Origin of the sequence: Desulfurivibrio alkaliphilus AHT 2, assembly GCF_000092205.1 — a bacterium.
Classification (GTDB): Bacteria; Desulfobacterota; Desulfobulbia; order Desulfobulbales; family Desulfurivibrionaceae; genus Desulfurivibrio; species Desulfurivibrio alkaliphilus.
In genome coordinates this window covers 641958-665318 of the sequence record NC_014216.1, presented here as the reverse complement: position 1 = coordinate 665318, position 23361 = coordinate 641958, and the positions used below count along the sequence as shown (strand labels likewise).

At 61.0% G+C, this 23361-nt stretch carries 21 protein-coding genes; 10 read left to right on the top strand and 11 right to left on the bottom strand.

Features of this window, described 5'->3' with window-relative positions:
- Window positions 1–41: 41 nt before the first annotated feature.
- Window positions 42–1922 (bottom strand): YgiQ family radical SAM protein, encoded by a 1881-nt coding sequence (locus tag DAAHT2_RS02870; protein ID WP_013162798.1) that lies wholly within the window; start codon window positions 1920–1922, stop codon window positions 42–44.
- A gap of 112 nt (window positions 1923–2034) precedes the next feature.
- On the opposite strand from DAAHT2_RS02870, the gene DAAHT2_RS02865 reads away from it, so the two are divergent.
- The gene (locus DAAHT2_RS02865) at window positions 2035–2253 is read left to right on the top strand and encodes a SelT/SelW/SelH family (seleno)protein (RefSeq protein ID WP_333431145.1); all 219 of its coding nucleotides are present in this window, start codon (window positions 2035–2037) and stop codon (window positions 2251–2253) included.
- A 35-nt stretch (window positions 2254–2288) separates the two neighbouring features.
- On the opposite strand, the gene DAAHT2_RS02860 is transcribed toward DAAHT2_RS02865, so the two are convergent.
- The gene (locus DAAHT2_RS02860; RefSeq protein ID WP_013162796.1) at window positions 2289–3041 is read right to left on the bottom strand and encodes a YggS family pyridoxal phosphate-dependent enzyme; all 753 of its coding nucleotides are present in this window, start codon (window positions 3039–3041) and stop codon (window positions 2289–2291) included.
- Entirely contained in the window at window positions 3041–3874 is an 834-nt protein-coding gene (locus tag DAAHT2_RS02855; protein WP_013162795.1) for a TatD family hydrolase, read from the bottom strand. The genes DAAHT2_RS02860 and DAAHT2_RS02855 overlap by 1 nt, the downstream gene beginning before the upstream one ends.
- A gap of 298 nt (window positions 3875–4172) precedes the next feature.
- Between DAAHT2_RS02855 and DAAHT2_RS02850 the strand changes: the two genes are divergently transcribed.
- The 4 genes from DAAHT2_RS02850 to DAAHT2_RS02835 all read left to right on the top strand — a co-directional run bounded on the left by DAAHT2_RS02850 (window position 4173) and on the right by DAAHT2_RS02835 (window position 6756).
- Window positions 4173–4682, top strand: coding sequence for a nitroreductase family protein (locus DAAHT2_RS02850; protein WP_013162794.1), 510 nt, complete (start codon window positions 4173–4175; stop codon window positions 4680–4682).
- Between the two features lie 28 nt (window positions 4683–4710).
- On the top strand, window positions 4711–5256 hold the full coding sequence (locus DAAHT2_RS13730; RefSeq protein WP_013162793.1) for a hypothetical protein: 546 nt from the start codon (window positions 4711–4713) through the stop codon (window positions 5254–5256).
- Window positions 5257–5285: 29 nt separating this feature from the next.
- Window positions 5286–6494 carry a bifunctional phosphopantothenoylcysteine decarboxylase/phosphopantothenate--cysteine ligase CoaBC gene (gene coaBC, locus DAAHT2_RS02840; RefSeq protein ID WP_013162792.1) on the top strand — a complete coding sequence of 403 codons (1209 nt, stop codon included), beginning with the start codon at window positions 5286–5288 and terminating at the stop codon, window positions 6492–6494.
- A gap of 61 nt (window positions 6495–6555) precedes the next feature.
- Complete coding sequence (locus tag DAAHT2_RS02835; RefSeq protein ID WP_013162791.1) at window positions 6556–6756, top strand: heavy-metal-associated domain-containing protein; 201 nt, start codon at window positions 6556–6558, stop codon at window positions 6754–6756.
- 21 nt (window positions 6757–6777) lie between these two features.
- Here DAAHT2_RS02835 and DAAHT2_RS02830 read toward each other — a convergent pair whose 3' ends face one another.
- Window positions 6778–8391, bottom strand: a complete 1614-nt coding sequence (locus DAAHT2_RS02830; protein WP_013162790.1) for an aldehyde dehydrogenase family protein — start codon at window positions 8389–8391, stop codon at window positions 6778–6780.
- Window positions 8392–8554: 163 nt separating this feature from the next.
- Here DAAHT2_RS02830 and DAAHT2_RS02825 point away from each other — a divergent pair, with 163 nt between their 5' ends.
- The 3 genes from DAAHT2_RS02825 to DAAHT2_RS02815 all read left to right on the top strand — a co-directional run bounded on the left by DAAHT2_RS02825 (window position 8555) and on the right by DAAHT2_RS02815 (window position 12386).
- Window positions 8555–10081 carry a sigma-54 interaction domain-containing protein gene (locus tag DAAHT2_RS02825; protein WP_013162789.1) on the top strand — a complete coding sequence of 509 codons (1527 nt, stop codon included), beginning with the start codon at window positions 8555–8557 and terminating at the stop codon, window positions 10079–10081.
- Between the two features lie 620 nt (window positions 10082–10701).
- Window positions 10702–11286 (top strand): FmdE family protein, encoded by a 585-nt coding sequence (locus tag DAAHT2_RS02820; protein WP_013162788.1) that lies wholly within the window; start codon window positions 10702–10704, stop codon window positions 11284–11286.
- Window positions 11287–11345: 59 nt separating this feature from the next.
- A complete protein-coding gene (locus tag DAAHT2_RS02815; protein WP_013162787.1) occupies window positions 11346–12386 on the top strand; it encodes a molybdopterin-binding protein in 1041 nt (346 codons plus the stop codon).
- Between the two features lie 25 nt (window positions 12387–12411).
- Here DAAHT2_RS02815 and DAAHT2_RS15030 read toward each other — a convergent pair whose 3' ends face one another.
- A complete protein-coding gene (locus tag DAAHT2_RS15030) occupies window positions 12412–14220 on the bottom strand; it encodes a methyl-accepting chemotaxis protein (RefSeq protein ID WP_013162786.1) in 1809 nt (602 codons plus the stop codon).
- 415 nt (window positions 14221–14635) lie between these two features.
- Between DAAHT2_RS15030 and DAAHT2_RS02805 the strand changes: the two genes are divergently transcribed.
- Window positions 14636–15280, top strand: a complete 645-nt coding sequence (locus DAAHT2_RS02805) for a class I SAM-dependent methyltransferase (RefSeq protein WP_013162785.1) — start codon at window positions 14636–14638, stop codon at window positions 15278–15280.
- A 129-nt stretch (window positions 15281–15409) separates the two neighbouring features.
- Here the strand turns inward: DAAHT2_RS02805 and DAAHT2_RS02800 are convergent, their stop codons facing one another.
- From DAAHT2_RS02800 to pssA, 6 genes are all read right to left on the bottom strand, one after another.
- Window positions 15410–17587 carry a molybdopterin-containing oxidoreductase family protein gene (locus DAAHT2_RS02800; RefSeq protein WP_157861393.1) on the bottom strand — a complete coding sequence of 726 codons (2178 nt, stop codon included), beginning with the start codon at window positions 17585–17587 and terminating at the stop codon, window positions 15410–15412.
- Window positions 17588–17775: 188 nt separating this feature from the next.
- Window positions 17776–18303: a pantetheine-phosphate adenylyltransferase gene (coaD, locus tag DAAHT2_RS02795; protein WP_013162783.1), complete on the bottom strand. Its 528-nt coding sequence runs from the start codon at window positions 18301–18303 to the stop codon at window positions 17776–17778.
- Window positions 18300–18890, bottom strand: a complete 591-nt coding sequence (gene rsmD, locus DAAHT2_RS02790; RefSeq protein ID WP_013162782.1) for a 16S rRNA (guanine(966)-N(2))-methyltransferase RsmD — start codon at window positions 18888–18890, stop codon at window positions 18300–18302. Before rsmD ends, coaD begins: the two co-directional genes overlap by 4 nt.
- Before the next feature lie 229 nt (window positions 18891–19119).
- Entirely contained in the window at window positions 19120–20148 is a 1029-nt protein-coding gene (locus DAAHT2_RS02785) for an aspartate-semialdehyde dehydrogenase (RefSeq protein WP_013162781.1), read from the bottom strand.
- Complete coding sequence (locus DAAHT2_RS02780; RefSeq protein WP_013162780.1) at window positions 20145–21686, bottom strand: 2-isopropylmalate synthase; 1542 nt, start codon at window positions 21684–21686, stop codon at window positions 20145–20147. The genes DAAHT2_RS02785 and DAAHT2_RS02780 overlap by 4 nt, the downstream gene beginning before the upstream one ends.
- Window positions 21687–21723: 37 nt before the next feature.
- Complete coding sequence (pssA, locus tag DAAHT2_RS02775) at window positions 21724–22557, bottom strand: CDP-diacylglycerol--serine O-phosphatidyltransferase (protein ID WP_013162779.1); 834 nt, start codon at window positions 22555–22557, stop codon at window positions 21724–21726.
- Window positions 22558–22766: 209 nt separating this feature from the next.
- On the opposite strand from pssA, the gene DAAHT2_RS02770 reads away from it, so the two are divergent.
- Window positions 22767–23327, top strand: a complete 561-nt coding sequence (locus DAAHT2_RS02770) for a YcbK family protein (RefSeq protein ID WP_013162778.1) — start codon at window positions 22767–22769, stop codon at window positions 23325–23327.
- Window positions 23328–23361: the final 34 nt, after the last annotated feature.

The window sequence follows — 23361 nt, the reverse complement described above, 5'->3', positions numbered from 1 at the left end:
TATTTGAAAAAGCGGGCGGCAGAACGGCTTCGATGTCTTGCTTATCTTTTCGGTTTTGTGGCCGGCGCCTTGCGGCGTGAAGCCGGCCGAGCGGCCCTGCCGGGTTTCGCTGACGATTTGGTCACCTGCTCCAGCACCAGCCGCTGGCGCCGCCGCTCCTGATCACCCTTTGGCACATGTACCGGGCGGCCGCTTGCCGGGTCCAGACCGCTGACATAAATGGCGGTGGCCAGGGTGCCCGGGGTTGGGGTGAAATCTTGAAACTGGCGGGGAACCAGGTTCAATTTTTGCAGTTTGCGGACCATTTCTTCCATGTGGGCCATGGTGCAGCCGGGATGAGCGGAGATCAAGTAAGGGTTGAGGGTTGGCGGCTTTTTCTCCGACCGGCGGGCAAGTTCGGCCGCCAGCCGGTTGAAGGTTTGTACAAACTTCTCCAGCACGCTGCCGTCGGGCTTGTGCATCAGGCGCAGTACTTCGGGTTCGGTATGTTCAGGGGCGATTTTCAGAGTACCAGGGGTATGGTGTTCCAGCAAGCGCCGCAGCAGCCGGGGAGTTTTCAGCAGCAGTTCCATCCGCAACCCGGAGGAGACCAGCAGGTGGCGAACCCCGGCCACCGCAGCCGCGGCTTGCAGCAATTCCAGCAGGGTGTCTTCATCGATCCGCAACTCCCGGCAAACGTCCGGGTAAAGGCAGTCGCGGCGGGAACAACCTTCCTTTCGGCGGGAGCAGGAGCAGCCGTAAAGATTGGCGGTGGGACCGCCCAGGTCGGTGATGGTGCCGCGGAAATCGGGGGCCTGAGCGATCTGTGCCACCTCTGCGATGATCGATTCCCGGCTGCGGCTGACCACCCTCCCGCCCTGGTGGCGGGTGATGGCGCAAAAGGCGCAGTTGCCGCAGCAGCCCCGCACGATGGTGACCGAGTCGCGCACCATGGTAAAGGCCGGCACCCGGCCGGCCTGGGGATGGGGCCGGCGGGCATAGGGCAAGGCATAAAGCCGATCCAACTCCTCCGGGCGCAAGGGTGCGGCCGGAGGATGCTGGAGCAGCCACTGGGCTTGCTGCCGCTGGAGCAGCATGGCCGGCTGCCGGGCCCGGGCCTGCCGGTCGATCTCCCTTTCCGCCGCCAGAAAATGACTTTTGTCGACCATGATCTGCTCATAACCGGGCAGCACTTTAAAATGCGCCGGGCCAGCTCTTTCGGGATCAGGCGCAGACGCCCGGGCGGGCATCGACTCGTCATAACCGCGCGCTACCAGTTGCGCCGGAGTCAAGCGCTCGCAGGTTCCGGCGATACCATGCAGATGCTCTCCAGCCTCCAGACGCCGGGCCACCTCCAGCACGGCCCTTTCGCCCATGCCGTAAACCAGCAGGTCGGCCTTGGCATCGGTGAGCACCGAGGCCCGCAGCTTGCGTTGCTGGTAGTCGTAATGCACAAAGCGACGCAACGAGGCCTCGAGCCCGCCCAGGATAATGGGCACCTGGCCGCAGGCCCGGCGGGCCTGCTGGGCATAGATAATGGTGGCCCGGTCCGGCCGGCGACGAAAACGCCGCTGGGCCTGCCCGCCGAAGTAGGGGTTGCCGTCGGGGGAATAATCGTCCCGATCCCGCACCTTGACGTTGCCGGTATAATTGGCCACAATGGAATCGAGATTACCGGCGGAAATACCGAAAAACAGGCGGGGCCGGCCAAAACGGAGAAAATCATCGGGCCGGTCGTAGCGGGGCTGGGCCAAAATCGCCACCCGGTAACCGTGGGCCTCCAGCCAGCGACCGATCAGGGCCAGGCCGAAGGACGGGTGGTCGATATAGGCATCACCGGAGACCAGGACCACATCCACCGTCTCCCAGCCCCGCTGGTGCATCTCCGACGCCGTGGCCGGCAACAAAGGAAGTTTTGAACCGGGCGTGGCATTTTTTCGCACTTTCCTGCTCCCTTTCGGCCGCCGGCAAGACGGGCTTAACGACTGGGCGACGGCTTAAAGATAAATGGTCAACCTGATAAAGATCGGCAACCACGTTAAAAAGGAGAAAAAAATGAAAGTCGAGATCACCTACTGCTCAAAGTGAAACTACCTGCCCCGCGCCTCCGGTCTGGAGGCCGAGATCAAGCAAAATTTCCCGCAGGCCACGGTGGAATTGAGCGCCGGCAGCAACGGCATCTACGACATCAAGGTCGACGGGCGGCAAATCTTCTCCAAACACCAAAGCGGCCGTTTCCCGGACAACCAGGAGATCATCGCACTGTTAAAATAACCCCGGCAGCGGACACGATACGCCCCAGTGCGCGCTTATTGCCTGGGGCCGAAGATGGCCGTTCCCACCCGCACCAGGTTGGCTCCTTCTTCCACCGCCACTTCAAAATCGGCGGACATGCCCATGGAGAGCAGTGGCGACCCATGGGCGCCCAGCAGCCCCTGGCGGGCAAACTCCTCGGCCAGTTGCCGCAGGCGGGCAAAGTGTGGCCGGCTCTCCTCCGGGTGCGCCGCCATGGGCGGCATGGTCATCAGCCCCATGACCCGCAGGGCGGGCAGCTCGGCCAGGGAGCGCAGCAGTTCCGGGGCCTGTTCAGGCATCACCCCGGCCTTCTGAGCCTCGCCGCCGACATTGACCTGCACAAGCACCGGCAGCAGCCGGCCGGCGGCCGCGGCATGACGATCCAGGGCACGGGCCAGCTTCAGGCGGTCGATGGTCTCCACCATGGTAAAATCGGTGGTGGCCGCCGCCTTGGCCTTGTTGCTTTGCAGGTGACCAATAAAATGCCAGCTGACCTCAGCCTTACCCGTAGGGTCCAGGCTGGCTTCCGGGCCGGCTTCCGGGCCGGCCAGCAGTTCGTTGACCCGGCTGATCTTCGCCTGGGCCTCCTGCAGGTAATTTTCCCCGAACAGCCGCTGACCGGCGGCCACCGCCGTTACTATCCGTTCCGCCTCCACCCGTTTGCTCACCGCCACCAGGCGCACCGAGGCCGGATCCCGCCCGGACCGGCGGGCGGCGGCGGCGATCCGGGCTTTTACTGCGGCCAGGTTGGCGCCAATGTCGGTCATCAACAAGCTCCCGCCTCGGGCAAAGCAAACAGGTGGCGGGCATTGGCCGTGGTCTGCCGGGCCACCTCCGCCGGCTCACAACCCTTGAGTTCGGCCACCTTGGCGGCGATGTGGGTCAGGTAGGCCGGTTCGTTGCGCTTGCCACGCAATGGTACCGGGGCCAGAAAAGGGGCGTCGGTTTCCAGCAGCAGGCGCTCAAGGGGGACCTGCCGCACCGCCTCGGCCAAGCCGGCCGCCGACTTGAAGGTAACCACCCCGGGGATGGAGATGTAAAACCCCAAAGCAAGCACCTCTTGGGCCAGCGCGGCATCACCGGAAAAGCAGTGCATCACCCCACCGGCCGGCAATTCGCCGGCGGCCCGCAAAATGGCCAGCGTATCGGCATGGGCCTCCCGGTCATGGATGATCAGCGGCAGGGCAAGCTGCCGGGCGATTTCCACCTGGCGGGCAAAATGCTCCCGTTGCAGAGCAGCCGGCGAGTACTCTTTAACGTAGTCCAGGCCGATCTCACCATAGGCCACCACCCGGGGATGGCCGGCCAGTTCCTGCAGGGCCCTATAATCATCGGCCCCGATTTCCTTCACATGATGGGGATGTACCCCCACGGTGGCATAAACCCCGGGCCACTGCCCGGCCAGCTCCACCGCCTTCCGGGAAGTTGCCAGATCGATTCCGACGCTGATCATCTGCCGGACTCCGGCCTGCGCCGCCCGCCCGACCACCTGTTCCAGGTCGGCCTGGTAATCGGGAAAATCAAGGTGGCAGTGGGTGTCAATCAAACCCTCTGCCAAACCCTCCGCCAAACCCTCCGCCGCCTGGTTGGTTGCTGCCATCGTTTTGCTTGCCGTTGCCACTTTTTACTCCTTTTGCCGCCACTCGACTTTCTCTCCCAACTGCCCGGCCCTCTTCTACCAAATTAACCCCATCACCGCAATCTTTCCCCCACCCCGGTGCCAAAAACCAACAACTTTGACCTTGCCCTGACATCTCCGGCCTTTTCGTTGACAGGGACCGGAGGTCAGACTATCATTTATTGCGATTTTCCGTGCTGCCACCCGGGCAGGGACCGCCGAAACCGACCTGGTAGCGCCGTCTTCAATCTATCAATAACTAACCGCCAACAGAGCAGCCATGCATAATCCGGTTCTCGAAGCAATCTACCGCCGCCGCAGCGTTCGCGAATTCACCCCGGAAGAGGTTTCGCCCGATGAGTTGCAGGAAATTGTACGCGCCGGCATCTGGGCCCCTTCGGGGCTCAATAATCAACCCTGGCGCTTTGTGCTGATCCGCGCCGAAGAAACCCGGGCCAGGCTGGCGGAACTCACCAAATACAGCCGGATCGTGCTGGCCGCCCCGGCCCTGATCGCCGTTTTTCTCGACCAGGGGGCAATGTACGACCCGGTCAAGGATCAGCAGGCCGCTGGCGCCTGTATCCAGAACATGTTGCTGGCCGCCGAAGCCCTGGGGCTGGGAGCGGTCTGGCTGGGGCAGATTCTGCACAACAAGGACAAGGTCCGGCAGGAGTTGGACCTTGACGATCATCTCGACCTGATGGCGGTTATCGCCCTGGGCCGGCCGGAGCCCAAAGATCGACGCTCCCAACGCAAACCCCTTGAGGATTTCATTCTCAAGTCAATTTAATTAAGTTCATGACCAGGAGGCTACCCCGATGTTCAAGCAGACCGTCCCGTTCGCCAAAAGTTACCTTGCCCTGCTGGCCTGCATTTTCCTGCTGTTTTTGCTGGCCGGCTGCACCCAGCATCAAAATGCCGGCCCTGAAGACCGGGAAAAAAGAGAGGCCGTACAGGAAAGGCGCCCCGACCCCTACACCCCTTCGGGCTTTCGCGACCTGCTGATTCCCGCCGAACTCACTTGGTTGCGGGAAAAAAGCATGGTGGTCCATACCGACTCCTACGCCGGGGGAGTGCTGCATTTCAGCGGCCGGGTGGACGTTAACTCGCTGACCGATTTTTTCACCACCACCATGCGGCGCAACAACTGGCAACTGGTGGGCTCGGTAAAATACCAGGACGTTATGCTGGCCTTTACCAAGCCGCATAAAACCTGTACCATTATCATCAACGACCGGGGCCTGGGACGAGCCACCGAGGTCCAGGTTTACATCACCGATGACCTCAGCAAAAGCCGCCAAGGAGATACCGTTGCCCCGGCACCGGTTGCCCCGGCTGCTCCGGCGACCCCGTTTTCCTTCTAGCATCCTGTAACAACAGGAATGGAGGCAGTTTGTCTTTCCTACTCAACGATAAACGTATTCTCCTGGGGGTAAGCGGCGGCATCGCCGCTTACAAGGTAGCGGACTGGGTCCGGCAGTTGCGCCGGGAAGGGGCCGAAGTAACGGTGATGATGACCGACGCCGCCCAAAGCTTCGTGACCCCCCTCACCTTTGCCGCCCTCTCCGGCAAGCGGGTTCACACCACCATGCTGGCCGCCGCCGACGGGGAATACCTGCCTCACATAAACCTGGGCCGGGACCACGATCTGATTCTGCTGGCCCCGGCCACTGCCAACACCATTGCCCGCCTGGCCCGGGGGCAGGCCGATGAGCTGGTCAGCACCGTGGTGCTGGCCGCCCGGGCCAAAGTGCTGCTGTGCCCGGCGATGAACAGCGAGATGTACCGGCATCCCGCCACCCGGCAAAACCTGGGCCTGTTGCAAGAGTATGGCTACACCATCATCGAGCCGGACAGCGGCGAACTGGCCTGCGGCGACCAGGGGCCCGGCCGGCTGGCCGAATGGGAAACGGTTCGCCAGGAGGTAATAGCCGCGCTTACTCCCCAGGATCTGCAGGGTCGCAATATCCTGGTCACCGCCGGCCCCACCTGGGAACCCCTGGACCCGGTACGGCTGCTCACCAACCGCTCAAGCGGCAAAATGGGTTACGCCCTGGCCGCTGCCGCCCGCCGGCGCGGGGCCAACGTCACTTTGGTCAGCGGCCCGGGCTCCATCCGGCCTCCGGCCGGAGTCGAACTGATCCCGGTGGTCACCGCCAACGAGATGCATCAGGCGGTCTGCCAACGGGTGGACGCAACGGATATCATGATCATGGCGGCGGCGGTTTCCGATTACCGGCCGGCCCGCCATGAACCCCACAAGATCAAAAAAGGCGCCACCGACGCCTCCCTCGCCCTGGTCTCCAACCCGGATATCCTGCGGGAGCTGGGCGAGCGCAAAAAAACAGCCACCTGCTTCCCGCTGCTGGTGGGCTTTGCGGCGGAAAGCGAAAACCATTTGGAAGAAGGGCAGCGCAAGCTGACCAGCAAGAATCTCGACCTGATCGCCATCAATGACATCGGTGCCGAGGACGCCGGTTTTGCCGTGGACAACAACCGGGTCACCCTGCTGGACCGTAACGGTGCCGTGGAGGAGTTGCCGTTATTGAGCAAGGAAGAAGTGGCCCACCGGATCCTCAACAACATCCTCCGGCTCACCTGAACCGTTTATCAACGGTGCTAACCTGCCGGATTAACGGGCTTAACCTGAAAGGAGCAAAGCAATGGCCAGCATCAAAATCAAAGGCATGACCTGCGCCCACTGCGTGGCCTCGGTCACCAAGGCCTTAAGCAGCATCAACGGCATCGAGGACGTGCATGTCAGCTTAAGCGAGAACCAGGCCGATTTCAGCATGACCAAAGAAGTCCCGCGGGCAACCATCAAGGCCGCCATCGAAAAAATCGGCTTTGAAGTTGACGAGTAAACCGCAGCAACTCAAGGCCAATCAATCGTAGGATTTGGCGCAGGAGTTGGCGTAAGTGCTGGCGGCCAGGATGCGCTGGTTGCCGGGGGTATCGCGCCCCGCCACCAGGCTGGTGATGCTGCAGGCGTCCAGCGTCTCGGCCACCGACATGGTGCCTTCTGCGGAGTTGCGGCGGGCGGTAAAAGGAAAGCCGTCCGGCCCCCGCTGGCACTTGCTGTTAATATTGATCCGGCAGACCTGATTGAGCAGGGAGCGGGACACGGCGGCAAGCTGCTCCTCGTCCTGGCCGAAAACACTTACCTGTTGACCAAATTCCGACTCCGCCACATAACGCCGGGCCTCCTCCAGCGTCTCGAAGCTTGCCACCGGAATCAGCGGCCCGAACTGCTCTTCATGATAAAGGCGCATGCCCGGCCCCACCGGGTACAGCACCGCCGGGGTCATCAGGGTTTCCCGGATTTCGCCGCCGCCGGGATTGATAATCCGGGCGCCCTTGCTTAGGGCATCGGCCAGCAACTCTCCCAGGTAAGCCACCCGGGCCGGCTCCGGCAGAGGCGTAATCCTGACCCCCGGCAGCCAGGGCATGCCAATGGGCTGCCGTTGCACCTCCCGGCTTAACTGCTCAAGAAACGGCAGGGTTATCGAGTGTTGCACCAGGAGGATTTTCAAGGCCGTACAACGTTGACCGTTGAAGGCCAGCGCCCCCAGGGCACATTCCGCCGCCGCCTGTTCCAGATCGGCATCAGCCAGGATGATGGCGGCGTTCTTTGCCTCCATCCCCAGCAGGCAGCGCAAGCGGCCGGGGGTCGGGTGCCAGCTGCGCAACAGCTCCGCCCCCCGGCGGGAGCCGATAAAGGCCAGCAGATCAATCCTGCCGGACCGCAACACCGGCGCCAGCACCGCCTCCCCCTCGCCATAAAGGCTGTTGACCACCCCCGGCGGGAAACATTCCTGCAACAGCGGCAAAATGAACCGGTGCAGCAAAACCCCCAGGCGGGGAGGTTTGAAGATCACCGTATTGCCCATGAGCAGCAGCGGGATCAGGGTGGTATAGGTCTCGTAGAATGGGTTGTTGTAAGGCCCCAGGCAAAGCGCCACCCCCACTGGCGCCCGCAGCCGGCGGGCGATCACCCCCTGCTGCCGGAGCAACCCCTCTTCTTCCCGGCTGCGCCGGCGGATCTCAACGGCGGTTTCGGCAAGATACTCCAGGGTCCGGGAAAATTCCATCTCGGACTCCTCCCGGCTTTTACCGATCTCCCACATCAACGACCGCACCACCTCTTGCCGGCATTTTTCCAAACCGGCCAGCAGTTGCTCCACCCGCGCCAGGCGCTGGGACGGTGACATGGAAGGCCATTCACCGCAGCCCCGATCGTAGGCATTGCAGGCCGCCTCCAGCATGGCTTCAGCCTCCCGGCTGCCCAGCAGCGGGTGGCTGCCCAACCGCAAAGGTGCCGGCGAACCAGCGGCGGAGGCCAGGTAAACCGGCGAAAAAACATCATGCACCGGACCATCCCAGCAGCGCAGCTCACCATTGCAAAGATAGTGGCGCTGCTCCAGCACGGGACCGGGGCGGTGAGCTTTGGGGATTGCGGCCGGAGTGACGAAATAATCGGCCGGGGAATTCGCGTCCATTCTGGGAGACCTCGTAAGCGCTAAAGGTAACCGTTTAAAAAAAAATTTGAAGATAACGCGGCCGCTCTGGTTTGACAATGCGATTTCCGCGGATGACCTTGACTTTGGGCCGGCTCTGCCGTAAATTATGATGAATAATCCGGCTTATCAGCGAGGAAAAGTCATGTTTCAACTGCTGGACTGTTCTCCCCTGCCGCAGTTTGCCGTGGGACTGGACAACAAAATCACCTACTGGAACAAGGCCTGCGAAGCCCTTACCGGCTTCAAGGCCGCGGAAATGATCGGCACCGACCGCCACTGGGAGCCTTTCTATTCCCACAAAAGGCCCATTGTGGCCGACCTGGTGCTCAACAACGACCGCAACAGTTTCTTTCATCTTTACCAGGACAAAAACCCCGGCCAGTCCAGGATTATTCCCAACGCCTGGGAGGCTTTCGACTGGTTCCGAATGTGCGGCCAACCTTTACACCTGCACTTCATGGCCGCACCGGTTTTCAACGAACAGGGCAAGCTGGTGGGGGCGGTGGAGACCCTGCACGACCTCTCCGGGCGCATGCTGGCCTTGCTGGCCCCTTCCGAGCACACCGCACCCGGCGCCGACGGCCGGGGCAGAAGTACCAACCTCCTGCGCCACAACATCCGTTTCGGGCTGCTGGTGGGCAACAGCCCGGCCATGCAGCGGGTTTATGATGTCCTGGCCAAGGCGGCGGGCTCCAACGCCAACGTGATCATCTACGGTGAATCCGGCACCGGCAAGGAAGTGGTGGCCCGCACCATCCACGATTTAAGCCACCGGGCCAAAAAGAACTTCGTGGCGGTCAACTGCGGGGCGATCCCCGAAACTTTAGCGGAAAGCGAATTTTTCGGCTACCGCAAAGGGGCCTTCACCGGTGCCGGCACCGACCGCGAAGGCTACCTGGACCAGGCCGACGGCGGCACCCTGTTTCTGGACGAAATCGGCGAAATCAGCCTGGCCATGCAGGTCAAGCTGCTGCGGGTACTGGAGGGCAACGGCTTCTGCCCGGTGGGCAGCCGGGAAACCCGCAAACCTGATGTGCGGATTATCGGGGCGACCAGCCGCGACATGGAACAGCTGGTCCGGGAGGGCAGAATTCGCCGGGATTTTTTCTACCGTATCCATGTTATTCCGGTACAACTGCCCCCCCTGCGGGACCGCAAAGAGGATCTGCGCGCCCTTACCGATCATTTCATCAACAAGTTCAGCCCGGACCACCAGGAGCTCAGCCTCTCCGAGGAGATTTATCAGCGCCTGGAGCAGTATCCCTGGCCCGGTAACGTCCGGGAACTGCAAAATGTCATCCAGCGCTACCTGACGCTGGGTGAGCTGGTGTTTACCCCTACCGGTCCCGGAAGCCCCGGAAACGGGCCTGAACCCCCAATTGCCCCCCCCCATAACAGCCTGCCCGGGGCGGCGGTCGGCCAATCATCCCTCAACATACCGGAAGCAATGGCACCGCCGGCTTCTTCCCCGGAAATTGCCTCCGTCAATACCAATCCGGTCGCCCTGTTACGCAACCATGGCGGCCTTGAAGGCATGATTTCCACCATCGAGCGGGAGCTGATTCGCCAGGCCCTGGAAAGCAACCAGTGGCACCGGGAAAACACCGCGATGATGCTTGATATTTCTCGCAAAACCCTCTTTCGCAAAATGCGCCAGTTCAACCTCTAGCCCCCTGCCAGCCCTGCCCCCTTTTGGGTCAGGCGTGACCCAAAAGCCTCTTTTTCTCCTGCGCTCAAAAAGATAATCAATATTAGCAACAAGATAATGTGGCAATACTGTCACATCTGATTACCCTCAGGATTCCGCCAACACTCGAAATAAAAAAATATTTTTATTAATTTCAGTAAGTTAACCACAAGAAACAACACTTGGCACACCCCTTGCAAATACTTAAAAACAAAACTAAGCCCCCTCCGTCAGCAGGTCTTCGAGCCGGAACCAACCTGCTGATACCCCTGTAATGCCCCAGGTGTTCCCCAACGCCTGGGGCATTACTTTTTTTGCCCTCTTATTCATCGTCTCATCACCCATTCCCCGTCCCTGGTCAGTGTGCTAATAACGACCAGTCACCGGTCATAAACTGTAAGCGGTAGCCAGATGCCAGAGGTTGCCGCGTACATCAAATAAGACGAGTTGGTCGCCGCAAGATAGGGTGCCCGTCCTCGCTTACTTGAAACCTGTTGCATTGCCCCCTCCTCTTGGCTATCCTCCTGCTGATAACCAGAGAGGCCTTGCATAGCCGATTGCCCCCTGGAATATCGTTAAACTTCTTTTAGAGGTTAGCAGTGATGGAAAGTTTTGAGCAGTTGCTGGAAAAATCCACCACCGTCCATGGCCATATCTGTGCCGGCCAGGTAATCGGGGTGCGCCTGGCGATGATCGGTCTGCGGGAAATCGGCATCGATGATCCCAGGGGCAGCCAGCGCAAGGATTTTTATGTGGTAGTGGAGATCGACCGGTGCGCCACCGACGCCATCCAAAGCGTCACCGGCTGCACTTTAGGCAAACGCTCCCTGAAATGGCTCGATTACGGCATCATGGCCGCCACTTTCATTAATCTCAAAACCTCGCAGGCGGTGCGAATCACCGCCCGCGAGGAAGCACGGGAACTGGCCCGGCACTACTGCCCGGAAATCGAAGACAGGTATCAACAACAGTTGCAGGCCTACCGGGTGATGCCGGAAGAGGAACTGTTTACCATTCAACGGGTGGCGGTGGAAGTACCGGCCGCTGACTTGCCGGGCAAACCTCTGCGGCGGGTACAATGCCAGCAGTGCCACGACTGGGTCCAGGACTGCCGGGAAGTTGAGCAAAACGGCAAAATTCTTTGCCGGCCCTGTGCCACCGGCCGTTATTACCGTATCATCGAGTAAGTTTTCGGCTTTAAACCACTTTCACTGAACCCATCGGCGCAGCAACCAGGAGAAGCCCCATGGCCAAAACCGTCCCGGTAGCCCAGGCAGTCGGCATGGTCCTGCCCCACGACATTACCGAAATCCGCCAGGGGGAATTTAAAGGCCGGGCCTTTCGCAAGGGCCATATCATCCGAGCGGAGGACATCGAACATCTCAAACGGCTGGGCAAGGAGCATGTATACATCCTGGAGCTGGGCCACGATGAGATTCACGAGGATGAGGCAGCCCAAAAACTGGCTGCCGCCCTGGCCGGAAGCGGTATTATGAGCGGCGGTGAACCGGTGGAGGGAAAAATAGGCCTCTGCGCGGCCCATGACGGCCTGCTGCGGGTGGACCAGGAGGCCTTGTACCGCTTCAACCTGTTAGGTGAGGTGATGTGCGCCACCCTGCACCACAACACCCAGGTCAAAGCCGGGCAGCAGGTGGCCGCCACCCGCCTGATTCCCTTGGTGGGCAAGCGGCAGGTGGTCGACGAAGCGGTGGCCCTGGCCGACAACCAGGGGCTTGGTGCGGTGCGGGTCGAGCCGTTGCGGACCGCCGCCGCCGGCCTGGTGATCACCGGCAACGAGGTTTACCACGGCCGCATTAAAGATGCCTTTGAACCGGTCCTGCGGGAAAAACTGGCAGCTCTGGGTTCGGAGGTAATCGCAGTCCGCAAGGCGCCCGATGATGCCGCCCAAATCGCCGCCGCCATCGGTGACTGCCTGGCGGCGGGTGCAGACCTCATCGTTACCAGCGGCGGGATGTCGGTGGACCCCGACGATGTCACCCGGGAAGGGATCGCCCGGGCCGGCACCCGGGAGATAGCTTACGGCACCCCGGTGTTGCCCGGGGCCATGTTTCTGGTGGGCTACCTGGCGCACCAGGGCAAGGAAATCCCGGTACTGGGGCTGCCTGCCTGCGGCATGTTCCACCGCACCACGGTGTTTGACTTGCTTTTGCCCCGGATTTTAGTCGGCGAGAAAATCGACCGCCGGGCCCTGGCCCGGATGGGCCACGGCGGCCTCTGCCTCAACTGCAAGCACTGCCTCTACCCGGTCTGCCCTTTCGGCAAGTAACCCCCGAAAGGGATAACCGCCCTGCTCAGGACTGCTCCCGGCCTTTGACCAGGGCGGTCAACACATCTACCATCTCTTTCATCTGCTCAGCCTGCCCGTTCAACTCCTCGGCGGCACTGGCGGCCTCTTCGGCGGCGGCGGCGTTCTGCTGGGTTACCGAGTCCATTTCCGCCACCCCGTTGTTGATCTGCTCAACCCCGGCTGATTGCTCCCGGGAAGCGGCCGCGATCTCGCCCATCAGGGATGAGATTTTGACGATGCTTTCAGCAACCTGGTTGAAGGAGGTGTCGGTGGCTCCCACCAGTTGACTGCCGGCCTGAATCTTGCTCACCGTACCCTCGATGAGGGTGGCGGTATTGCGGGCGGCCTCGGAAGCCCGCATGGCGAGATTCCGCACCTCATCGGCCACCACCGCGAACCCGGCCCCTGCCTCCCCGGCCCGGGCCGCCTCCACCGCCGCATTAAGAGCCAGCAGGTTGGTCTGGAAAGCAATTTCATCGATGGTCTTGATGATTTTGGAGGTCTCTTCACTGGCCCGGGAGATCTCGGCCATGGAATCGGTCAACTGGTGCATGGACTGATTGGCGCTTTCAACCACCTGGCGGGCCTCATTGACCAAAATATCGGCCTGGCCGACATTGTCGGCGTTCTGCTTGGTCATGGAGGCTATCTCCTCCAGGGAGGCCGAGGTTTCTTCAATAGCAGCCGCCTGGTTATTGGCTCCGTCGGCCAGCGAGTGGCTGGCCGACGAGACCTCTTCCGAGGCCGCCGACACCTGGCCGGCACCGGCGCTGAGCTGATCGGAAACGTCTTCCAACTTGCGGATCAGCAGCAAGGAGAAAAAACGGGCCAGATAAAGCAACAGCGCCACCACCGCCGCTGCCGACAGCACCCCGCCGATCAGGGCGGCGCGGGCATGGGCGATACGCTCCCCGGCCAGTTCCTGAATACCTTCGGCCAGCCTGGTTTCCACATCCTTCATCAGGTCGATCTTGGCGGTCATGGTGTCGAACCAGCGGGTGGCGTCAATACCGAAGCCACCGGCCTGCCAGCGCTCCAGGGCCCTGTTTTCCATGCTTGCCACCTGATCCACCGCCGTTCCCCGCATCCGCTCGCGGTAATAGTCACGGGCAGAACCATCGGCAAACGCCTGAAAATTATTCAAAAAGACCGCACGAGCGGAAAGCAGTTCGGCGTAACGCTGGAACATTCCTTCGGCAAACCTGTCCTGGGCGAAAACATTGCTCAACACCGCCCTGGTTACCCCCATTCTCTCCTTGGCCTCCACAAAGTTGTAATAAGCGGTCAGGTCCCGCATGATCTCCTGATCCGGGCTGACCCCGGCGATCAGGGGGATGGTGCTGAGAAAGCCTTCAATGGCGTTGCTATAAAAGGCGATGGCCTCGGGGCCGGCAATCGTCAGGGCATCGGCCCGACGGCGAACGTCGGCGAGTTGATCAAAATTGGCCAAGGCCTGGCGCAAGCGATTGTTAATTGCCAGATCCCTCTGCACCACCGTGGAATCGGCCATAAACCGGCGCAAGGCTTCAATATCACGGTCAGTTGCCGCCCGCTGGTCGGCCAGGCGGCCACCAAACTGCCGCCCCTGACTGCCGACAAACCCGGCGGTCATGCCGCGTTCCAACTGGGCCTGGTGGGCAATTTCGGTGGCCATGGTGGCAACCACCGACAGCTCCCGCAACTCCTGGGCCTGGCGATACAACTGGTACCTCTCCAGGCCGTTAAAAAGCAAAACCCCCACCAGGAAGGTTACCGGCACAAAAACCAACAACTGCATCATGGTGATAATTTTGAGATTTCTAAAGTAGTCCATGGCTCATTCCCAAATTGTTTTTTCAGGCTGGCACTAGCACCATGTGTGAGCTTTTATTACTCAACAGTGCTGCTAACCGCCCGTCAACACTACATACACCTCCTCTCCGGAAGACAGTTATAGTACGAACAAGACAAAAGTAAAGAGTTTAATTGATAATTTTTATCTTTTACGATCCTGCAAACGAGACCATCCCATCTGCCCCATGTACATCTCGGGATTCCCTCGGCCAGGCTTTTTTGTTATAGAGATGACTCAGCTTACCCCGGCAGGCTGAGCAAACCCGTAAACCCGGCCAGCGCTGTCGGGTGCGCATTGACCACGAGCTGGACCAGCCTTTTGCTTGCAAAAAACAGGGATGGGATCTTCCACGGGTTGCTCAGGAATTAAAGACGAAAAAACAAGGAAGGAACAAATGGCCGACCATTGGCAGCAACCCTTGGCCGAGCTGGACCATTGCCCGCACCACGAAGATGAGTTCAGCCGTTGTGAGGTCTTCATCAACCTCAGCAACCGTTTTCTGGGCCTGCTGGCCGGGGAAGCCAGCCGCGACAGCGACAACGATACCAGCCGGGAATACCCCTTTGTCGCCATGGACAGCCGCCAGGTCTTTCGTCAACTGGCTCTAACCCGCCGGCAACTGGGCCTGGACCGGGAACCGGCGGCCGGTCCAGGCCCTTCTTTTCTGGATGTCGGCTGCGGTATCGGCAATGTAATGCTGCTGGCCGAACAACTGGGCTTTGACGTCTACGGGCTGGAGAAGGATCGAAAGCCATGCGCCACCGCCCGCAAGTTCTTCGGGCCGGAACGGGTCAGCGCCGGCGATATCTGGGAGTACGGCGACTACCGGCAGTTCCGGGTGATCTACTACTTTCGCCCCTTTGCCGACCGAACCCTGCAGCAACGCTTTGAGCGGATGATTGAGGACCAGCTTCAACCCGGCGGGATTCTGATCGCCAACCATAAAAACAGCGACGCCATCTCCTCGGACCACCGCTTCAGCCGCCTCCACCCGGAGTTGCCGGTTTGGCTTAAGAGAACCGTTCACCAGGGGTACTAACCTACCGGTTTAACTGGCTGTAATCGTTCAGCAGCACCGCAGGTTCGGGGAAGCAGACAGGCGCAGCGTACCCCTGTACGTAAGCCTGACTGATCGCCCGAAGATGCGGTGCTGCTGAACGATTACGGCTTAAGGGACCTTTCTGAGCCGGACGAAGTTGTTGCGCAAAGCATGGGTACCGGTAACCGGGTTGGCGGTGGCGCGGCTCATCAGCGCGGCATCGGAGACCCCCTGGTGAAAGGCCCGACCCAGCAGGTGGGAGCGCTGGCCGAAACCGTGCACCAGGTAAACGGCATCCGCTCGAATATCGCGGCTCACATAGAGGCGCACGGTTCGCAGGGAGGTCAGGCCATCCTGGTTTTCCAGCAGCACCCGCTCTCCACTGCCCAGACCCAGGCGGTCGGCCACCTCATCGTTGAGCCACAGTTCGTTTTCCCCCTCCCGATCCATCAAGCGGCGGTTGTTCTGGGTACTGCTCAAGGTATGCAGCGGCGAGCGCCCGTAAAGCAGGCGGAAATAGCCCTCGGGAGGTTCAGGCGGGGGGTGAAAGTGCGGCAGCGGCGCCTGCCCGGCTTCGACCAGATCGCGGGAGACCAGTTCGATTTTGCCGCTGATGGTGGGAAAACGAAACTCGTCCAACTCCGGGGCCGGTGGCGCAGGCAAAGCAACATAGCCCTGGCCGCGGCGTAAATCTTCCAGGCGCAAGCGCCAGGGGGCCAACTCATGCTCCAGCCGGGAGCTTGCCTCGGGGTACTGCACCCCCCGGCCGCGACCGAGCCGAATGCTGAGCTGGCGGGCGATCCAGTAAGGATCGCGAGCTTCAAAGGCCGGCTGCAGGGCGGGAAAACCGGCGGTGAGCAAAGGCGGATCCACCTCGTCGCGCAGTTCCACCCGGCCGCTGCGCTCCAGGAAAGTTGCCTCGGGCAGAATAATGTCGGCCATCAGGCAGGCCTCGCTGGGCAGCACATCGGTGGCAAAGACAAATTCCGCCCGCCGCCAGGCCAGGGTGGTGCGATAAGGGTTGGGGTAGCCCTGAAAAGGATTCTGCCCCCAGCAGCCCAGCACCTTGATTTGGTCGGCTTCCAGGGCACGGAAAATCTCTTCCGCCCGCTCTTTGCTCCCGGGCTGCAGAGCCCTCGCCAGCCGCTGCCGGCCACGGGCATAAGGGGTGACCTCGGCTCCCGGTTCGTTGAGGCCGACCAAAGACATTCCGCCGGGCCGCCCCGGAGCCCCCAACAAGGCGGAGAGAATGGCCTGCGCCCGCAAGCGATGGACATCGTTGCCATACCAGTTGCTGTGCCGACCGGGATGAATAATCACCGCCGGAGCGCTGGCGGCCAGGAGCCGGGCGCTCTGCTCAATTTCCCGGGGGGTTAAGCCGGTCAGTTCGGCCACCCGCTCCAAAGGGTAGGCGGCGGCATGTTCCCGCAGTTCATCGAGCCCCAGGGCATGGGAAGCGATGTAGTCGCGATCAAAAAGATCACGCTGCAGCAGGTAATTGATCCACCCCAGCAGCAGGGCGGTATCACTGCCCGGCTTGAGCATCAGATGCCGATCGGCCTGGGCGGCGATAACGCTGCGCCGGGGGTCGGCCACAATCAACCGGGCCCCCTGCTCCCGGGCTGCCGTAAAGCGGCGGAACTCCGGCAGCATCAAATTTTCACCGAAATGGGAGCCCAGCAGCACCAGGCAACGGGTGTTGGCATAGTCCAGCCGGGCCGGAGCCCCGGGGGCAAAGCCAAAGGTGGCCAGGTAGGCGGCCTCCCGGTTGCAATGGCAGTGTTCATAGCGGGAATCGTTGACTCGGGAAACCCCAAACTCGGCAAAGAGCTCTTTGATATAAAGCGCCGAAGGACCGGCGGCAAAAAGGGCCAACGACTCCGGCCCATGGCGGCGCAAAGCCTGCTCCATCCGCAACGAGACGACATCGATGGCCTCGGCCCAACTGATCCGCTGCCACTGGCCGCTACCCCTGGGGCCCACCCTTTTCATGGGATATTTCAACCGATCGGGATCATACAACAGATCCGGCGCCGCCATGCCCCGGGCGCAGATCCGCGCCCCGTTGAGGGGATTATCGCCGGTGCCGGTCAGGGATTCCAACCGGCCATCCCGCACCTTGGCGGTCACCAGGCAATGGGCCGGACACATCCCGCATACCGTGGGCACCAGCCGCTCTTCGGACCAGGCTTCCCCGCCGGGCACGGCCGCCCCGGCCTGCAACGAGCGCAATGGCAGGGCGGCGGCCGCCACCCCGGCGGCCTGCAGTAACGAGCGACGGGTAAAACCGGATTTAACAGACATCATTTCCCTCCCATCTGCCCTATAGCAGAGTGTAAGCGGTCACAGGGCACCTCATCTTGCGGCGATCGGCCCGGCTTGCGTACTGAGATACGCGGCGCCGGTCAGCTTGCCACAACCTGCGGCACCCTGTGACCGCTTACCCCATGGACCATGTGACCAGTTACAGCAGAGTTACCGTAACAGTTTACGCATTACCCTTCGACCATAAAGCGCTCGCGCAGGCGATCGCAAACATGGTCGGGCACCAGGCCACCGACATCACCGCCATGGCGAGCCGCATCCTTGATGATGCTGGAGCTGATGTAGATCCAACGGAAGCCGGTCATCAGAAATACGGTTTCCACTTCCCGCTCAATCCGACGGTTCATCAGGGCCAACTGGAACTCATAATCGAAATCGGACACCGCCCGCAACCCCCGGACAATGGCCCGGGCCCCACGGCGGTAGGCGTAATCCACCAGCAGTCCGGAAACCTCATCCACCTCGATGCGGTCATTAACATCGGTGAAGGAATCCCTGATCATCTGCTTACGTTCCGCCAGGCTGAACAGCGGCTGTTTGGCGGGATTTACGGCAATGGCCACGATAACCCGGTCAAAAAGGGTCAGGGCCCGCTTAATAATGTCGATATGGCCCATGGTGATGGGATCAAAGGTTCCGGGGTAAACGGCGATCCGCTGGTTGGTCTCCTCCCGCACCAGGGGTTCATAGTCACTCATCGAGCACCTTTTTCGTAGTTAAAAAAATGAAAGCGGGCCTCACCGTAACGCCGGGAATCCCGCCGGCATTGGAAAGGGCCGGCCGCCGGCGGCAGCGTTTCCTGCTGCCGGGTCTCCACCACCAGCATCGCCCCGGGGGCAAAAACCGCCGCCGGCAAGGCTGCCAGCCTGGCCAGCGTGGCTTCTGCCAACCCTTTATCATAAGGGGGATCGACCATGATCAGGTCAAACCCGGCCGGGGGGGCCAAGGGGGTGAGGAAATCAAGCCCGAAGGCGCAGTCGCGCACCACCAACCGGCTCTGTTCCGCAACCCCGCAAAGCTCGATGTTTTCCCGCAACAGCCGCGCCACCGACGGGTTTCCCTCGACAAACAGCGCCTGCTCTGCCCCCCGGCTCAAAGCCTCCAGCCCCAAAGCGCCGGTACCGGCAAAAAGGTCCAGCACGGCAGCGCCCGTAACCTCGCCCTGCAGCAGGTTGAAAAGCGCCTCCCGGGCCCGGTCCGACGTGGGACGCACCAGGGAGTCTGCAAAACGGCGCCCCGGGGCGCGCAACCGCCGCCCCTTAAAGCGACCGGCGATGATCCGCATCGCTCACCCCCTGGCCACAGCCCACGTTGTTGCAATCTTGCCGGGCACCCCGTATGCGCTCAGCATCGTAACCGTTCACCAGGGGTATTAACCTTCAGGTATAACGGGCCGTAAGCGAACAGCCGTGCCGCAGGTTCGGGCAAGCAGCCAGGCGCGGCGTACCCCTGTACGTAAGCCTGGCTGATCGCCCGAAGATGCGGTGCTGCTGAACGCTTACTCAGCATCGAACTTACAGGTAGTCCCGGGCCACGATTTCGGCGATCTGCACGGTGTTCAGCGCCGCTCCCTTGAGGATGTTGTCGGCCACCACCCACAGATTGATCCCGTTGGCAATGGACTCATCCTCGCGGATGCGACCCACCAGGGTTTCAAATTTTCCGGCGCAGTCCAGGGCCATGGGGTATTGGCTCAGGGTCGGCTCATCCACCAGCTTAACCCCGGGGGCGACCGCCAGCAGCTCTCTTACCTCGGCGGCGCTGATCTTCTTTTCGGTCTCGATATTAACCGCCTCGGAGTGGCCGTAAAAGACCGGCACCCGCACGGTGGTGGCGGTAACCCCAATGGTGGGGTCTTCAAACATCTTGCGGGTTTCGTTGACCATCTTCATCTCTTCCTTGGTATAGCCGTTATCCAGGAAGGCGTCGATGTGGGGCAGGCAGTTGAAGGCGATCTGGTGCGGGTAGACCTCCCGGGGCAATGGTTGGCCGGCGGCCCAGGCCCGCACCTGTTTTTCCAACTCGTCAATGGCCTCGGCCCCCGAACCGGAAACCGCCTGGTAGGTGGAAACCACAATCCGCTTGATTTTAACCGCGTCATGAATCGGCTTCAGCGCCACCAGCATCTGGATGGTGGAGCAGTTGGGGTTGGCGATAATCCCCTTGTTTTTGTACTGGGCGATGGCGTGGGGGTTAACCTCGGGCACCACCAGGGGAACCTCGGGGTCCATGCGGAAAGCGCTGGAGTTGTCCACCACCACCGCCCCGGCCGCGGCCGCCGCCGGGGCAAACTCCAGGGAGCGATCTCCGCCGGCGGAAAACAGCGCGATATCAATACCGGCAAAGGCGTCCGGGGCCAGCAGTTGCACGGGATGCTCAGCCCCTTTAAAGGTCAGCTTTTTCCCCACCGAACGGGACGAGGCCAGCAGGCGCAGCTCACCCACCGGAAAATCCCGCCGTTCAAGCACCTCCAGCATGGCGCCACCCACGGCGCCGGTGGCCCCGGCCACCGCCACATTATATTTTCTTCCCTCATTACTCATTGCTTTTGCTCTCTCCTTTTATTTTCCTTTTTCAAATACTCCAAACGGTTCAAACCGGTGAGATAGGCCTTGGCGGCGGCGGTGATGATGTCCGGGTCGGCCCCCTGCCCCACCACCACCTTGCCGTCATCTTCGATGCGCACCATCACCTCGCCCTGGGCATCGGTGCCGCCGGTGATGGAGCTTACCGAAAAGTAGAGCAATTTGCTGTCGGTGCCGGCCAGCTGGGCGATGGCCCGAAAGGCGGCGTCGATGGGGCCGACTCCCAGGGAGGCGGTCTCTTTCTCCTCGCCGCGCACCAGCATCTTCACCGCCGCCGTGGGCAGCGAACGGCTACCGCTCATGGCGCCCAAGTGCAACAACTGGAAGGCCTCCGGCACCCGCAGCACCTCATCCATGATGATGGCCTCCAGGTCCTCTTCAAACATCTCCTTTTTGAGGTCGGCCACCGCCTTGAAGCGCTCAAAAACCCGGTTGATCTCTTCCTCGCCCAGGTCGGTGTAACCCATCTCCTTGATTTTGTCGCGCAAGGCGTGGCGGCCGGAATGTTTGCCCAGGATGATGTTGCTGGTGGAAATCCCGATGTCCTTGGGGTTCATGATTTCATAGGTGCTGCGCTCCTTGAGGACCCCATCCTGGTGAATCCCCGATTCATGCAAAAAGGCGTTGGCCCCGACAATGGCCTTGTTGGGCTGCACCGGCATGCCGGTGATGGTGCTGACCAACCGGCTGGTGGGAAAAATGTGTTCGGTGACAATGTCGGTGTGCAACCTGGCCTGCTCGCCCCGGGTACGGAGGATCATCACCAGCTCTTCCATGGCGGTATTGCCGGCCCGTTCGCCCAGGCCGTTGATGGTGCATTCCACCTGCCTGGCGCCGTTGTTGATGGCGGCCAAAGAATTGGCCACCGCCAGCCCCAGGTCGTTATGGCAATGGACACTGATGATGGCCCGGTCGATATTTCTGATGTTCTCCAGCAAATAGCGGATCTGGGCACCGTATTCCTCGGGCAGGGCATAACCGGTGGTGTCCGGGAAGTTCAGGGTGGTGGCCCCGGCCTCGATCACCGCCTCGAATACCCGGCAGACGAAATCAAGATCGCTGCGGGAGGCGTCCTCGGCGGAGAACTCCACGTTGCTGGTGTATTTGGCCGCATGCTTAACCGAGGCGGTGGCTAACTCCAGCACCTGTTCCCGGGTCATGCGCAGCTTGTGCTGCATATGGATTTCCGAGGTGGCCAGGAAGGTATGAATTCTGGGGTTTTCCCCATTTTTCAGGGCCTCCCAGGCGGTATCGATATCCTTGACGTTACAACGGGCCAGGGCTGCGATCTGGGGACCGCGCACATTGTCGGCGATGTTTTTTACACACTCAAAATCGCCCAGCGAAGCGGCGGGAAAACCCGCCTCGATCACGTCCACGTTGAGCTTGCCAAGCTGCTGGGCCAGGCGAAATTTTTCATGAATATTCATGCTCGCCCCGGGTGATTGCTCACCGTCGCGCAAGGTGGTGTCAAAAATAAAAATCTTATCGCTCATATCTATTTTCTCCTCGGTTGCCACCGGCTTGCACCGGTTAACCGCCGTGCTTTATATTTTTTGCCGCTGTCTCTTCGGTCGCCTCCCCCGGAGTTGCTTCCTTTTCCTGCTCATCACCGGCCGGTTGGGCCGGTTTCAGCCATCGGTAAGCCGCCGCCAGCGGCCCGGACAGCACATAAACCAACCCCAGGGCAAAGAGGGTCACCCGGGGTTCAGTGGCCAGCACCATGATCATCAGCACCAGCCCCACCACCGTCTGAAACGCCTTCCGCCGCTGGGTTTCCGGCTTTTTAAAACTCAAATAGGTGATGGAACTGACCATCAGGTAAGAGAGCAGGTAAACCGCCGCCAGCATCACCACGTCCATGGGACGCCCGGTGATGCCGAAAAAGTGGCAGAACAAAAAAGAAGTGGCGATCATCCCGCCGGCCGCCGGGCAGGGCAAACCGGTGAAATTTTTACTTTCCTCACCCCCGGCCTGGGAATTGAAACGGGCCAGCCGCAGGGCGGTGGTGGCAACATACAAAAAGGCCGCCAGCCAGCCGTAGCGGCCGAAGGGGTGCAACACCCACTGATAGGCCAAAATAGCCGGCGCCACCCCGAAGGCCACCAGGTCGCAGAGGGAATCGTACTCCTTGCCGAAACCGCTGGTGGTGCCGGTGAGCCGCGCCACCCGACCATCCAGTCCATCAAAAACGCCGGCGATGATGATGGCCACGGCGGAATGGAAAAACTGCCCCTCAATGGCCGCCACAATGGCATAAAAACCACTGAACAGACTGATGGTGGTAAGCAGGCTGGGCAACAGGCTGATTCTGCCTTTACCACCCTGCCTTTCCCTTCCGAAATATCGACGCCGCCGGTTGCTCATACTCTTCTGTTGTACCGCCCTGATGTTAAACAAATTGATTTAAAGAATAATCTTTGCATACTAACTAATTTCCTGGCAAATCGAAACGGAAAAACACGGTCCCCTAAGGGAGCTTCAAAGTCGCGTAACACCGGCAGCAGGTATTTGACAAGCACCGATCAGCTCTGGTAGGTTAAAGTATTTCATTTTTCCACCTTGTGGAGGACGGCATGCTTTTCCCCCCATCGGGTCGCAGGTCTTTTCTTAAGCGTTCATTGTTGGCCACCGTGGCCCTCGGAGGTGGCGGCCTTGCCTGGGCCCATGAGCTGCTGGCGGCGGTCCGGCCGGCTCGGCGGCTGGCCTTGTACCACCTGCATACCGGAGAGAGGCTGACCATAACCTTCCGGGACCCCAGAGGCAATCACATCCCATCGGCCCTGGCCGAGATCAACCGCCTGTTGCGTTGTCACCATACCGGCGAAATTCACCCCATCGACCCGGAAACCATCGACTATCTCAGCCTGGTGGACAGTAAACTGGGGGGCGGTAACGAGTTTCATATTATTTCCGGATACCGCTCACCGGCCTACAACCGGCGCTTACTACGCGAGGGAAGGCAAGTGGCGCCGCGCAGCCTGCACCTGACCGGCCGGGCCATTGATGTGCGCCTGCCGAAAATTGGCGCGGCCACCCTGCGTCGGGCGGCGCTGGACCTCAAGTTGGGCGGTGTCGGCTACTATCCGCGCAGTGGTTTTGTGCACCTGGATTCAGGCCCCTTCCGCTCCTGGTAGCCCTTTGTGTTAACATAACCCGTGGCATCGCTGC